The sequence below is a fragment of the Paenibacillus xylanexedens genome (assembly GCF_007676705.1).
Taxonomy (GTDB): Bacteria; Bacillota; Bacilli; order Paenibacillales; family Paenibacillaceae; genus Paenibacillus; species Paenibacillus xylanexedens_C.
The window spans coordinates 42477-57279 of sequence record NZ_VEBF01000006.1 but is presented as its reverse complement, the minus strand read 5'-3'; the positions used below and the strand labels follow the sequence as shown (position 1 = coordinate 57279).

General features: G+C 47.3%; 12 protein-coding genes. 8 read left to right on the top strand and 4 right to left on the bottom strand.

All coding sequences use genetic code 11. The features are described 5' to 3' along the window. Positions 1 to 654, bottom strand: a complete 654-nt coding sequence (locus tag FS628_RS24465) for a phosphatase PAP2 family protein (RefSeq protein ID WP_186327952.1) — start codon at positions 652 to 654, stop codon at positions 1 to 3. 240 nt (positions 655 to 894) lie between these two features. Here FS628_RS24465 and FS628_RS24460 point away from each other — a divergent pair, with 240 nt between their 5' ends. The 4 genes from FS628_RS24460 to FS628_RS24445 all read left to right on the top strand — a co-directional run bounded on the left by FS628_RS24460 (position 895) and on the right by FS628_RS24445 (position 5103). Further along, positions 895 to 2304, top strand: a complete 1410-nt coding sequence (locus tag FS628_RS24460) for a sensor histidine kinase (protein WP_145325578.1) — start codon at positions 895 to 897, stop codon at positions 2302 to 2304. Between the two features lie 213 nt (positions 2305 to 2517). Further along, on the top strand, positions 2518 to 3675 hold the full coding sequence (locus FS628_RS24455) for an MFS transporter (protein ID WP_260871177.1): 1158 nt from the start codon (positions 2518 to 2520) through the stop codon (positions 3673 to 3675). 225 nt (positions 3676 to 3900) lie between these two features. Beyond that, positions 3901 to 4581 (top strand): oxidoreductase, encoded by a 681-nt coding sequence (locus FS628_RS24450; RefSeq protein WP_145325576.1) that lies wholly within the window; start codon positions 3901 to 3903, stop codon positions 4579 to 4581. A gap of 147 nt (positions 4582 to 4728) precedes the next feature. Then, complete coding sequence (locus FS628_RS24445; RefSeq protein ID WP_017690870.1) at positions 4729 to 5103, top strand: RidA family protein; 375 nt, start codon at positions 4729 to 4731, stop codon at positions 5101 to 5103. Between the two features lie 110 nt (positions 5104 to 5213). Here the strand turns inward: FS628_RS24445 and FS628_RS24440 are convergent, their stop codons facing one another. Next, entirely contained in the window at positions 5214 to 5972 is a 759-nt protein-coding gene (locus FS628_RS24440) for a tryptophan-rich sensory protein (RefSeq protein ID WP_145325575.1), read from the bottom strand. A 185-nt stretch (positions 5973 to 6157) separates the two neighbouring features. Between FS628_RS24440 and FS628_RS24435 the strand changes: the two genes are divergently transcribed. Continuing rightward, positions 6158 to 7123 (top strand): arsenic resistance protein, encoded by a 966-nt coding sequence (locus tag FS628_RS24435; RefSeq protein WP_145325574.1) that lies wholly within the window; start codon positions 6158 to 6160, stop codon positions 7121 to 7123. A gap of 122 nt (positions 7124 to 7245) precedes the next feature. Here FS628_RS24435 and FS628_RS24430 read toward each other — a convergent pair whose 3' ends face one another. Together FS628_RS24430 and FS628_RS24425 are read right to left on the bottom strand one after the other, a co-directional pair. Further along, positions 7246 to 8874, bottom strand: coding sequence for a response regulator transcription factor (locus FS628_RS24430; RefSeq protein WP_145325573.1), 1629 nt, complete (start codon positions 8872 to 8874; stop codon positions 7246 to 7248). Between the two features lie 5 nt (positions 8875 to 8879). Beyond that, on the bottom strand, positions 8880 to 10709 hold the full coding sequence (locus FS628_RS24425) for a cache domain-containing sensor histidine kinase (protein ID WP_145325572.1): 1830 nt from the start codon (positions 10707 to 10709) through the stop codon (positions 8880 to 8882). Positions 10710 to 10852: 143 nt separating this feature from the next. Here FS628_RS24425 and FS628_RS24420 point away from each other — a divergent pair, with 143 nt between their 5' ends. The 3 genes from FS628_RS24420 (at position 10853) to FS628_RS24410 (ending at position 14652) form a co-directional block, all read left to right on the top strand. After that, positions 10853 to 11734: a carbohydrate ABC transporter permease gene (locus tag FS628_RS24420; protein WP_036607341.1), complete on the top strand. Its 882-nt coding sequence runs from the start codon at positions 10853 to 10855 to the stop codon at positions 11732 to 11734. Then, positions 11734 to 12570 (top strand): carbohydrate ABC transporter permease, encoded by an 837-nt coding sequence (locus FS628_RS24415; protein ID WP_145325571.1) that lies wholly within the window; start codon positions 11734 to 11736, stop codon positions 12568 to 12570. The genes FS628_RS24420 and FS628_RS24415 overlap by 1 nt, the downstream gene beginning before the upstream one ends. 783 nt (positions 12571 to 13353) lie before the next feature. Next, complete coding sequence (locus tag FS628_RS24410; protein ID WP_145325570.1) at positions 13354 to 14652, top strand: ABC transporter substrate-binding protein; 1299 nt, start codon at positions 13354 to 13356, stop codon at positions 14650 to 14652. Positions 14653 to 14803 lie beyond the last annotated feature (151 nt).

Sequence of the window (14803 nt, the reverse complement as noted above, 5' to 3'; positions counted from 1 at the left end):
TCAGCTGATTCCCTCGGTCCACTTCGATTCTTTTCTGCGTCTCCGATAAAGAGCCAGTCCTGTGACAATGGTAAGAACGCATTCGCCAAGTATGATTGCACCCAGCGCGTCATAGATCACATGTTGTTTGATCATTAGTGTGGATACTATGATGGTTGCTGCACCGGCAGCTACCAAGATCTTAATGGGTTTGCGGATGCTTGGAACCGAGAGAACAGCACGCATCACGAGATATGAGTGCAGAGAATGAATACTTGGAAAACAATTATAAGGACGATCCTGACTGTAGAGCCAACCAAGAACAGATGCCCCCAACCCTGTACCTGTTAATTCCGGGCGCGGTACCATGGTCTGAAAGTTGAAGTAGATCAGATAACAGATCCAGACACAGATATTCATGGATAACAAGACGCGGTAGTACGTCAGTCGATCCTTGGCACACAGGTAAGCGAGCACACCGAATACGAACGGGTACCAGCCCAAATATGGAATGGACATGGCAGGCACGTAGGGGATGATCCGATCAAGCGAGGAATCAAGCACTACGAACCCGCGTTCCGGACTATTAAGGATATCATAGAACAGCCCCATGACGGCCAAGGACAACATCAGACTCAATGACAGCCAATAGGATTTATTTTTTAACAATTGCACAACACCTTTTCTCCTTTCATTCATGTTCCGACGAACATGACCCCAGCAATTAAATCGTTCAAAATTTAAACAACAATATATTCTACTACGTCCAGCACACAAATTGAATCCTGATTTGTGTATTTTTGTGTATTTTTTTGACGAAGAAGGAATGCCGAAGTTTCCATGGGCATGATATGATAGAAACGCATACGGACGAAGGTAATTTGGCCAGTAAAGTCGGACAACAGGAGTGAGTGAATGCAATTTTCAAAAATGTTCGTATTGAATATGGGAATGCTTATAACGATAGCCTATCTAGCTAGTGTGTTCTATAAATATATCGTAATACGTACCTCATCCCGAGTGAAACAGATCAGCTCAGTGCTTGTCCTTATTTTTGCAGGCTGGATCAGTACCGTTTTTGGCTTACAACTCACCGATGAAGTGGTCTTTGATCTTCGTTATGTCCCTTTAATTGTTGCCGTTCTGACGTATAGACAACCTTATAGCGTGATCCTCGTGGGTGTTGGAATTGGGTTGTCCCGGCTGACTTTTGGCATCACGGATGCTACATTGGCGGCAGTGATCAACATGTCTTTGCTGGGCGTGATCTGTGCAGGTCTAAATATATGGATGAGACGCAGCAACTATAGGCTCATTATTAAAGGAATACTTGTTACAGTTATCGTCAATGTGGTCAATAGTGTAAACATTGCTATCGTTGGTGTGATTCCGGCTACATATTTCTTTTCACATATTATGCCTTATACACTACCTACAGGGATTGTATTAAGTCTTATTTTTGCATTTATTCTACGTGATTTTCAGAATGAACAGAATCGAATATTGTTGATACAGAGCACAAACCGACTATTATCTGTGCAAAAGGAAGAATTGCAGAAAGCCCAGATTGTGTTGGAGGATCGAGCGAAACAATTGATGATTGCCTCCCAGTACAAATCGGAATTTCTAGCCAATATGTCACATGAGTTGCGTACACCACTGAATAGCGTCATTAACTTTGCTCAGATGATCAATGAGAATGCTGATACGATGGATCAGGAGGATATTGTACGTTTTGCCAATATGATCGACCAATCCGGACAGGAACTGCTTACGCTCATTAACGATATTCTGGATCTATCCAAAGTAGAAGCGGGGCGGCTGGATATTGTACTCGAGGATATCAGTGTGGCACAACTTATAGAAGATGCCATGAACCACTTTCAGCTCGTTGCTGAGAAAAAGGGAATTCAGTTGGTTCTGAATAAAAAACAAGGACTACCGGATACGCTCTGGTCTGATCCCCAGCGGGTTCAGCAGATTTTACGGAATTTGATGTCCAATGCCATCAAGTTTACTCACCGGGGAAAGGTCACGCTGACCGTAAGCACCAAACAGATCAAAAATGCAGGTGATCAGAGTCGATGGATCGTTTTCTCCGTTCAGGACACAGGCATTGGTATTCCCGAGGACAAACATCATTCTATATTTGAAGCTTTTCAGCAGGCAGACGGGTCGATTAGCCGCAAGTTTGGTGGAACGGGACTTGGTCTCTCGATCAGTCGAGATCTGGCCAGATTACTGGGAGGATCGATTGAACTTGAGAGCGCTGCAGGCAAGGGAAGCACCTTCCACCTCTATCTTCCATTGAACGTGAAAAAATGAGTTGACAACCTTCGCGCCGTGAGTAGAATTTGGGGTGACAACTAGCATCGATCGGCTTTCGAAACCCGGTCTAAGGAGTGTATCCCCATACAGAAGACGGTCAACGTTAACCCTCCCCCGTTAGCAAGCAAACCACGGCGCAAGGGTTCGACACAACGCACTAACTTATCGATTGCAACATGGGAGGGTGTACCGGCAATTATTTTACAGACATTGCTGGGAGGCCCGTTCTTAACCGGATTTCTGCTATACCTTGGGGCCGGGTCGAGACATATTGGCTTTGTGCTCGCGATTACCACATTCGTGAACATTGCCCAGATCGGAGCAGCTTATTGGATGCAGCGTATTCGCAGCCGCAAACGCATGCTGCTGCTGTTCGTGGGCACACATCGTATCTTGTGGAGTGCAACGGGACTGATTCCGTTCATTTTTCCCAAAGAGTGGTGGGTAAGCGTATATATTGGTGTATATACGGTTGCTTTTATATCGAATACCATCGGCGGCATGATTTGGACTTCACTAATTGGCGACATCGTACCTGCCAAGGTGAGAGGGCGTTATTTTGGAATTCGAAATACGATTCTGAATGCACTTGGAAGCGTATGCTTATTCGCAGGCGGCATTGTTTTGGACCGTTACCCCGGAGAAATGGGTTTTCTGATCCTGTTTATTCCGGTGTGGATCTGTGCCATTGCCAACACAGTCATCTATTTCTTCTATCCGGACGTGCCCTTTGAACGTTCTACCGAAAAGGTTTTCTGGCGTATGTTTATCAAGCCGTTCCAGGATCGATCTTTCCTGAAAGCTACGCTGTTCCTGGCTGCCTGGTTATTAATCCAGACCTTGATTGTTCCGCTCTTTTCCTATGTGATGCTGGATCTGCTGAACATCAATTATCAGACCGTATCCCTGATCACGGTAGTCCAGACGCTGGTCATGATGGCCGGGTTCTATGTCTGGGGCAATCTGAATGCCAGATTCAGCAACAAAACCCTGTTGTTTTGGACATTGCCCGTCATTGCACTTTCCTGTATATCATGGGGGTTAATGTCGTTCATGCCCGTGTTGATTGCGCTCTTTCTATCTCATATCTTCCTTGGGATCGGTGTGGGTGGATTCAATCAGCTGGCATTTAACTTTACGATCGGAGATACACCCAAAAGTGAAAGACCGATGTTTGTCGCCGTCTATTCGGCGCTGACCGGAGTAACCTCTTTTCTTGGGCCGCTGATGGGTGGCTGGTTGTATGAAAAGATGGAAACCTGGTCCGATGCGCTGGCCTGGATCTCGGCTTACGGATTTCAGGTGGGGGTTGGTGTAGTGATGCTGATCCTTACATTTACCCTTGGACGTCGTGTGCTGTTAAAATAGAAACTATATATTTACACTGGCACTTCGATGACAGAACAACCTTCCGATCGCTGTTATCCCCAGATTTTTTTGATTCCTTTTTGAAAAGGAAAAAATCCGGCCATAAAGGCGAACGTTTCACTTCTTCAGGTTATTTCTGTCCTCTCCGTTATCGTGTAAATATTTAAGTTGATCATATGTATCTGGTATGGCTTCAAAAAAAGGTAGCGAAGTGGAGGGATGTATATGAATCGTCTCGAACGGAAAGCCATGGTGCTTGGAGCCACCGGACTTGTAGGCGAATTACTGGTTCACAACCTGCTGAATCACCCGGCATACAGCCTGGTTCGCATACTGGTTAGACGCCCACTTGAGCTACAGCATCCCAAATTGGAACAGCATGTAGTGGACTGGGAGCAGTTGGAGAGCCAAGACCACTTATTCGACGGGATCGATGACCTGTACTGTTGTTTGGGTACAACGATCAAAAAAGCAGGCAGTCAGGAGAACTTCCGCCAAGTGGATTACCATTACCCGGTTCGTGCAGCTACACTTGCGAAGCAGCATGAAGTATCACAGATGCTTGTGATCTCCTCCATGGGAGCAAGCGCAGGCTCCCGTGTCTTTTACAGTCGGACCAAGGGGGAAATGGAGGATGCGCTGTCCGATATTGGTTTTCAGTCATTGCACATCTTCCGCCCTTCCTTAATCCTGGGAGATCGAAACGAGAAACGGTTCGGTGAACAGATGGCTGCGCATGCCATGAAGTTTCTGGATCGGTGGATGAAAGGCAGAGCGGACAAATACCGGGCGGTCCACGCGGCAACCATTGCACAGGCCATGACGAATATTGCGCTGGTGCAAGCCAAGGGAAACCATGTTTACCCGAATGAAGTCATTCATGTTCTTGGTGCGGACGGGGGTTAAGAACCTTTGAACGAGCTGTTTGCTTCATGTGTATAGGTAGGAGCGTTTCTCGCTTGAGGTAGATCGTGGTATAATAGGCAACAAAAATGAGTTCGAACCCTGACTCCTTGTGGCAGCAGGATAACGAACATGAAGGAGAACTCGTCCATGAAAAAACCAATCTCTACCGATCAGGCGCCAGGCGCCATTGGTCCATACAGTCAAGCCGTTGATGCGGGCGATTTCATCTATACTTCCGGACAGCTCGGCCTGAATCCCCAAACGGGAGAATTCGGTGCAGATGTACAGGAGCAGACACGTCTGTCTTTGAGTAATGTGAAGGCTATTCTTGAAGCAGCAGGTACAAGTATGGATAAAATCGTGAAAACGACGGTGTTCCTGAAGGATATGAACGACTTCGTTCCAGTGAATGAAGTGTATAGCACGTTCTTTGAACAGCCGTATCCTGCACGCAGTGCAGTGGAAGTTGCTCGTTTGCCAAAAGATGCACTGGTGGAGATTGAGGTTATTGCCCTGAAATAGGACAACCTTCATTCGCTACGGTATACATAAAAAGCCGATTTCAGGTCAAATGACCAGAATCGGCTTTTTGCTTTTGCACTATTTTTTTGCATTATAATGGAGGAAATCGTTCAATCGCGATCCTGATTGCGGGCGAAGAATAACCATACCGCATAGATGGCCAATACAATCGCAATGATGATTGCCGTATAATATACGGAAGTAACATCCTTTTGTTTAAGTGCAATGGCGATATATGCCCATGTGAATACAAGTGGGTACACACTATCGCGATAACGGAAGCTAACGAGTACAGCAAGCACCATACCCACAATCAGCATAATGATCGTCCAGGTCGGTTCGCTGATACCAAAACCATCCCAGCCAATTTTATATAACAGCACAGCTGCATTGACAATGGTTGCCACGCTAATCCATCCGAGATAGATGCTGAATGGCAGCTTCACAAGCCAGATCTCAGCAGTGGTTGGCACGGTAATGGTACGTGTTTTTACATACAGCATGATCAAGGACAACAGAAGCAGTACAATGATCAGTAAGGCGAGACCAGTCTGCAAGTTTTGAAAAGCAAAAATCCATGCTACGTTGAAGGCACAACTTGCCAGGAACCAATACCCGAGACGAGTAATTGAATCCCTTTTCCAGGAAGAGGGCACGAACTGATAGATCACGAACCCAGCAAGCAGCAGGTAAATCAGACCCCATATAGAGAAGGCGTAGCCAGAAGGTGTAAGCAGCACAGGATACATATCCGATACATCTTTGTTGGTCTTGCCTCCGATCGGCAGAGCGTTAGAAAGATAGTTCACGATAATTACAGCGATAAAACCAATGGCATTTAACCACTTGTACGGATTGTTACGTGACATTGTGTTTCCTCCTTGGTTTAACGAGATGAATGAACCACCGGTCAGTCTACAATGAATATACCCAGTTCTTGCACATTCTAATAACAGCCGCAAAAAATTCACATGTTGTACTCTGTCCCAATGTACGCGCAATGAATCAGGAATATGTCCATGCCCATGTCCAACCAGAGGAGGGGAAGAAAAGAATGTTTTCTAGAGAAACGATGGAGAAACAACAGACTTGGATCTATGTCATTGCGTTGTTCGCAGGAGCAGCAATAGGACTGGGCAATCCTGAATGGGGAAATGCCTTGCAATACACTGTGTCTCCCATACTTGCTGTTCTGTTATATAGCATGTTCGTGCAGATTCCCTTTCTACAGTTAAAAGAGTCCTGGTCCAATCTACGATTTATGGGCGCGTTACTGGTTGCTAATTTTATCGTTGTACCTGTGGTTGTTTGGTTACTTACACTGGTCTTTCCGCAATCAGCAAGCGTTCTGATCGGAGTCTATCTGGTACTGTTAACGCCCTGTATTGATTATGTCATTGTTTTTACGCAGCTTGGCAGGGGCAATGAGAAACTGATGCTCGCCGCAACACCCCTTTTATTTGTTATACAAATGATCCTGTTGCCGTTTTATCTATGGCTATTGATGGGTGCTGAGGTAGCGCAGATCATGCAGGTAGGGCCGTTCGTGGAGGCTTTTCTGTTCCTGATCGTTATTCCACTGCTGCTCGCAATCGTTACACAAGTTCTCTCTACAGGTAAAGCGAGCGGGGAGCGGGTCATGAATGCCTCGGCCTGGCTCCCTGTTCCAATGATGGCACTCGCACTGATCGTGGTTGTCGCTTCCCAGATTGGCAAAGTCTACAGTGATATGGCGATCATTGTGAACGTGATCCCGATCTACGTTGCTTTTCTAATTCTGATGCCTTGGATATCACGAATCATTGCCAATGGGTTTCGATTGAATACTGGCGCAGGGCGGGCGTTGATTTTCAGTTCAGCTACACGGAATTCGTTGGTTGTTCTGCCACTGGCGTTGGCACTTCCGCCAGAATGGGCAACTGTAGCTGCGGCAGTCATCGTTACTCAGACGATGGTGGAGCTTGCAGGTGAACTGATCTATATTCGGCTTGTACCTGCGGTGATTTTACGGGATCGGTGATCGTATTCTATCTTAGAAAAGAAAGAGCCAAACAGTCGTCATGAGTTATGTTGTTTTCTTGCTACAAATAAATCGCAAAAAAGGACTCCCGCGAGGAGTCCTTTTTAGTTTAGTTCATGGTATCACGTACCTGACTGTAATAATGTTTTACGATATTCTGCTGGCGTAATGCCTTCTATTTTTTTGAACACTTTGCTGAAATACTTTTCATCCTGAAACCCAACCATCTCTGAGATTTTGGCGACTCGCAGAGAAGGGTTTTGAAGTAGCAGCTTTGCGTTATTGATTCGCAGTTTGCCCAGATATTCCGACCAGTTCAGACCAAATTGCTGTTTGAATTTGCGTGAGATATACTCCCGGCTCAGATAGAAACGCGCGGCAATCTGCTGCAAGGACAGGTCCTCCTGATAATGGGTGTCCATATAGCGCGCAATCTCGCTCATGGGGTCAGGATTGGCGTGTTGATGAGTGGTTAACGCCTTTCCAGCCGCAAGCAACCGTTGTTCCAACAATGAACGAAGCAGGGGCAAGGATAACATTCCTTCAGGGTCAAAAGGTAATTCAGCAAAGGGGATAGACTGTTCCTCCGTCACTTCTTCCGCTTTGGGTGGTGAGCTTTCCGTATCATCAAGCCAGCGGCTCAGCATCCATTCCAGCTCATCAATCCATTGCTGGATCTGCTCGGCACTGACAACCTCAAGCTCAGTGATCGGATCAAGCCATTCAGCGACTGCAGCGGATACACTGGAAACCCGGCAGCTCATAGCCGCCATACGCATGGACTCTTCATGGGCGGTTAAACGTCTACTTTTAAGCCCGCCAGACGATTCCATTGAAGCATGGATTCTCTGCTTGATTTGCAATGCATTACGTCGCCATAACCTGGAACTTGCTTCCAAATAGGCTGCTGAGATTCCGCCAGGGTAGGACTTGCAGGTGGAGATGCCGAAATGAAGCCGGCGCTGAATCGTCTGCTCCAATCCATGATTGACCTTATCCAGAATATGTTCCAATGATGCGGGTGGGCCCCAATGCAGCAGAACAATCTCGTCAGGTTGATCCAACTGGCGAAACATCACGCCTTCGTCCGGTGTGGATAACATCTCCGCACAGATATTGAGCACGGAGAACACAAGCAGGTCCGGTTGACTGCGGTATTTTGCCAGACAATCTGCATCCAGATGGGACAGACTGGTGACAGCGACACTACAGACAGGGATTAGACCGGGGAGATTCAACTCATCCTGCAATCGCTGCATATGTGATGGGCTGCTGCCTCTTCCAACGGCAAGTTCGGTTAATAGACGATCCTGATAATGAGGCCTCATCCGATTAACCACAATGGATTGCCTTGTGGATTGCATTCGAACAGCATCCTCCTCTTCCCAGGCCGTGATTGCCTTCAATAGGGATGCGTTCAGTTCGGCTGCTTCCACAGGTTTCAGCAGGTAGTCCATGCCTCCATGTCTGATTGCATGTCTTACGAGTTCAAAATCATCATATCCACTAATGACCAGTACCTTGCTGTGTGGGGCATGAACTGATATCCATTCAAGTAATGCCATACCGTCCTTGCCCGGCATACGCATGTCACTGAGTATGATTTGAGGTTGATGTGCCGTGATGGCAGTTATGGCTTCATCCCCGTCTGCCGCTTCGAGTAACGTATCAATACCAAACTCTTCCCAATGACCAAGCAACCTTATGGCATCGCGGACATGTTTTTCATCATCTACAAGCAGTGCCTTCATGTTGTTCACTCTCCCGCGTATAGTTTAACCGTGATCTTCACACCATTGGGTTCCCGATTACTGATCTCAAGTCTGGCTGAGTGACCGGGATGCGAGTTCAATTGAAGTCGGCGTATCACATTTCGTAGACCGATGGACTCAGACTCGTCGGATTCCTGCGTGGATAACCCGGTTGCTGTGAGACTTTGATGGAACCATCCCTGGATCTCCAGTAACTTATCTTCAGGTATGGAGGGGCCGTTATTGTTCAGTTCTATTTCAATCCAATGATCGTTGATCCGGCGGCTGGATAGGGATATTTGTCCTTTGCCAGGCTGAATATCTGCTCCATGTTTGAAATAGTTCTCAATTAAAGGTTGTAACGTCATTCTTGGCATTTCGACAGATAGCGTATCTTCGGCAAAATCCAAATTCACCTCAAGGCGGTCACCGAACCGCTCCTGTTGCAGTTCCAGATATAATCGGGCATGCTCCGCCTCTTCGCGTAATGTCACACAGGTCTGATCTCGCATGCTGTAGCGCAGCATTTTCGATAGGGAAGAGAGCAGTGTATATGCCCGCTGTCCTTGCTGTTGAAGGGCAAGTGTACCGATGGATTGCAATGTATTATACAGAAAATGCGGATGAATCTGCGCTTGCAACGCTTTGAGCTGATTGGTCTTATTGGCGATTTCCAGTCGATATTCCCGTAGAATCAGGTTATTTACCGTATCCATCATATCCCGGAAATGACGAGCGAGCACCCCGAATTCATCTCGGCTGGATAGATGGATATCCACATGCAGACGCCCCGCTTGAATCTGATTCATATACCGCATAAGCTGCTTGAGCGGACCCGTGATTCGAATGGAGATGAACAAGGTTGCGACAATGACCAATACAAGTGCCGCGATGGCAATCATCGCGTTATTCCACGTGAGTGTGGTCGCTCTGGCGTATAACGTCTCATTCGGGATCTGTTTGACGATGGTCCAATCGGCATATGAGCTACCGAGCTGCTGATATACATACATGGAACGATCCTGTTCAAAATGTCCTGCGACATTCTGGGCTGTACCAGCGCTAGATCGTGCAATAGTCAGTTCACTAGCCGTTTCCTCTCGGAATGCTTCGGTATGATTGACCTCGGAACGTCCCTGGTAAATGATCTGATTCTGTCCATCCACCACATAGATCTGTTCCTTAGCCGGATCATACAACCTGCCACAGATTGCTGCAATGGTATTCATATTCAGATCAATGGCGAGCACACCCAGACGCTCGGTGGACGGAATATCCTTGATCACCCGATGCAAGGTAATGACCGTTCTGGCAGGGTCATCGGCGGAGGCAGCCTTGAATCCGTAAGTGTGACTCATATGGGCCGATTCCACCCAGATATCCGAGTTGTCACCACCCAATCTTCCATGAAGCGAGTCGGAATAAGCTTGTTTGCGTTCCTCCCGTTTCGGAAAGGGGCTCATAATTAAGGTGGATTGATCAGCGGCAAAAGAGTGCAAATACAGCTGGAATACATCCGGCACAGCAGCGCGTATCGTCTGCAAAGTGGTGTACACCTCGGCCACCGCACGATAATCACCAGGGATCTTCGCCAAGTTACGCAGAAAATTCGGGTCGTTATACACAGCGAGCGACGCTCTGGCCACGTTATCCACATAGTTGTTGAGATTGGTGGACGCTTGGTAGATCAGGCGTTTGTTCTCTTCAACAGCCTGTTCCCGCAGGGCCGTTTTGGTCTGGATAAACGTCATGCTGATCGATGCGAGCAGCGGAAGTGTAGTAGCAATCAGCATAAAAGCAATTAATTTGGTGCGTATACTGTAGTATTTGGACATCGGAACACCCCTTCTGGTTGCAGGTTAAGAAAGGACAATATTTTACCCCCAACTGTTCACAAGGGTCGGTGTTTCCCTCGGCGATATTGGGGTTTAATAGAAAAAGAGACCAACTTCATCCATCTATAGAAGGGGAGAACGATATGAAGCATCGCAAATCTTCACAGCTGTTACAGCAGCTCGTGTTCGTGGGTCCCTCCATCGTGTTTTTTATTCTCATCATCGTGGTCCCTTTCCTGCTTGGCATGGTGTATTCCTTCACGGACTGGAACGGGGTATCCGAGAACATTAATTGGGTAGGGTTCGATAACTTCGTGCATGTGTTTGCGAATGATCCCAAGTTCCAAACGGCGTTTTGGTTTACGGTACGCTTTACCGTGGTTGGTGTAGTACTGACCAATGTGATCGGTTTTTTCCTGGCGTATTTCCTGACCAAACCGCTTAAGACGAGAAATATTCTGCGTACAATCTTTTTTATGCCGAACGTGATCGGTGGGTTGTTGCTCGGCTTTATCTGGCAGTTCATATTTGTGAAAGGGTTTTCAGCAGTAGGCGATGTGACCGGCTGGTCCTTCTTCAACCTTCCATGGCTGGGAGACGAACCGACCGCCTTCTGGGGTATTGTTATTGTATTTGTCTGGCAGACCGCAGGATATCTGATGGTCATCTACATCTCATCCCTGACGAATGTATCCCCTGATCTGCTGGAAGCCGCCGAGATTGATGGTGCAAGTCGCTGGCAGGTATTGCGGAGCATCATTCTTCCGCTCATTATGCCGGGTGTGACAATCTGTCTGTTCCTGGCAATCTCGTGGTCGTTCAAAATGTTCGATCTCAATCTGTCGCTAACCAAAGGCGGACCATTCGGATCGACAGAGTCGGTTGCACTCAATATTTACAATGAAGCTTTTGTGAATAACAGGTATGGCATCGGAACCGCCAAAGCGCTCGTGTTCTTCGTAATCGTTGCCATCATCACCATGATTCAGGTACGTCTGACGAAGAGCAAGGAGGTAGAAGCCTAATGGAGACGACGAAAAATTACCGCTTCAGTACCATTGTAACCGAGATTGTCATGGTACTCATTGGACTTTTATTCCTGGTTCCGTTCTACTTCCTGTTTGTGAATTCAGTCAAAACCTTCGGTGATCTGCTCACCAATTCGGCTGCATGGCCGGAAGTATTCCAGTGGGGCAACTACGCGAACGCCTGGGAGAAAATTAACTTCCCGTCCGCGCTAATGAACTCGCTTATCGTTACCGTGGTCAGCAATCTGTTGCTTGTGCTGATCAGTTCCATGGCCGCGTACCGAATGGTCCGCAGTAATACCCGGTTCAACCGGATTTTGTTCGGCATGTTCATTGCCGCCATGGTGATTCCGTTCCAGTCTATCATGATTCCGCTCGTTACTGTAACCAGTAATCTGGGCCTGATCGATAGCCTTGGCGGACTCATCATCTGTTATCTCGGTTTCGGGGCACCCATGTCGGTCTTTCTGTTCCACGGATTCGTGAAATCCGTCCCGCTGGAGATTGAGGAGGCAGCCCGGGTGGATGGAAGCTCGGTCTATGGAGTGTTCTTCCGGATTGTATTTCCACTCATGAAGCCGATGTATGTAACCGTCATCATTCTGAACACACTCTGGATCTGGAATGATTATCTGCTTCCATCCCTGATCTTGCAAAGCTCCAACCTGCGTACAATCCCGATTGCGACCTTTGCACTCTTCGGTCAGTACACGAAGCAATGGGATCTGGCCTTGCCAGCACTTGTACTTGGTATCATGCCGATCATTATCTTCTTCCTGCTGATGCAGAAGTATATCATTCAGGGGATTACCGCTGGATCAGTTAAAGGGTAAGTGCGAGTGCAGGTCACTGCGGGCTCAAGTTGTGCTTTCGGTCGCTGTTGCTCCTCGGTGGCCTGGATGTATTAGGGCAAGGAAGCCACCGAGTATCAAAGGCGAACGCTCCGCTCCTCCATCACATCCTGATCCCTTTGCTCCCACCTCGCATGGAGGTATGCAAAGGGAGTCATGCCCGCATAGCTTGGGCATGACTCCTAGGGAAAAGAGCAATAAAGAAAAGAGATCCTTCAAGAAAAGATTTAAAGCTAAATCCGGTAAGGCAGAGAAGGGTGCGAGTGCAGGTCACTGCGGGCTCAAGTTGCGCTTTCGGTCGCTGTTGCTCCTCGGTGGCCTGAATGTATTAAGGCAAGGAAGCCACCGAGTATCAAAGGCGAGCGCTCCGCTCCTCCATCGCATCCTGATCCCTTTGCTCCCACCTCGCATGGAGGTGTGTAAAGGGAGTCATGCCCGCATAGCTTGGGCATGACTCTTGAAGAGAAAGATGCCCAAATAGATGGGGATCCTTCTCTTGATAAATGCTAGATGAGTTCAACTAAACATTTACAACGAAAACGTAGAGGGCAGAAATAACTTGAAGAAGCGAAGCGTTCACCTAAAAGCTTTCTGGAAGAAAGCTGCTTCGGAAGCATACACTATCCCGGGATTTTTCCCATTATTAATGGATCAAAAAAATCTGGGGATAACAGCGATCGGAAGGTTATTCTGTCATCGGAGTGCCAGTGTAAATATTCTTTAGTGGAACTGTTATACTGAAACTACTATAGGGAGAGTGTATGTATGAAAAGAATGACGAAGTTGACGTTGCTTATGCTGATTGCTTTTTCGGTAATGCTTGCGGGTTGTGGCAACGGGGATAAAAGCGGCAGTCCAGTCAATACGGATGCTCAGGGTGGAGGCGAAGCTGCTGCCGGGGACAAAACAATTAAAATTTTCCAATTCAAAGTTGAAATTGCGGAAGCGCTTAATCGCCTTAAGGCCGAATATGAATCCTCCCATCCAGGTGTCAAACTGGATATCCAAACCGTGGGTGGCGGTAGTGACTATGGTGCTGCGCTGAAAGCCAAGTTTGCCGCAGGCGAACAACCGGATATTTTCAACGTTGGTGGTTATCGTGAGCTGGATACATGGCTTGAATATCTGGAAGATCTGTCTGGAGAATCTTGGGCGAAGGATGCGCTCGAAGTAGCCAAAGAGCCAATGACCAAAGACGGCAAGCTCTACGGACAGCCACTCGCGCTGGAGGGTTATGGTTTCATTTATAACAAAGACCTCTTCCAAAAAGCTGGCATCACTGAAATTCCAACGACACTGGAACAATTGGATCAGGCCGCACAGAAACTTCAGGCCGCAGGCATTACGCCATTCTCGAACGGATATCAGGAGTGGTGGGTGCTGGGTAACCATAACGTAAACGTGGCATTTGCGAATCAGGCAGATCCGGTGAAATTCATCCAGGGGCTCAACGAAAGCACGGAGAAAATTCCTGGCAACCAGGTATTCACTGACTGGATCAACTTGCTCGACTTAACGTTGAAATATAGCAACAAAAACCCGCTGACAACCGACTACAATACGCAAGTAACGCTGTTTGCGAGTGGAGAAGCAGCGATGATGCAGCAAGGAAACTGGACTCAAGTACAGATCGATGGAATCGATCCAAATCTGAATCTGGGTATCCTGCCAATGCCAATTAACAATGAACCGAATGACAAATTGTTTGTCGGCGTGCCGAACTACTGGGTTGTGAATAAGAATTCCCAAGTGAAACCGGAAGCGAAAGAGTTTCTGGAGTGGCTCGTAACTTCGGATATCGGGAAACAGTACATGACGAAAGAATTCAAGTTCATCCCGGCGTTCAGTTCTATCACGGCATCCGAAGAGGATCTGGGTGACCTCGCCACTGAAATTATGAAATACAGTCAGGAAAATAAAACACTCAGCTGGAACTTCAACCGTTTCCCTGAAGGCGTCCCACAAGAGTACGGTAGCACTATTCAAGCTTATGTTGCAGGCAAATCGGATAAAGCCGGATTGCTTGATGCATTACAACAGAACTGGGATAGTCTGAAAAAATAGCAGATTCCCATTCATTTAATGAATTATGAATAAAAAACATGCAAAGGTGACTCTGGATGAACCGGAGTCACCTTTTTTTGTTGTGTCAAAGCGGAAGACATGTGGATAACCCGGAAGGGTTAATGATCCCGTGACGTATTTAATCTAGAGT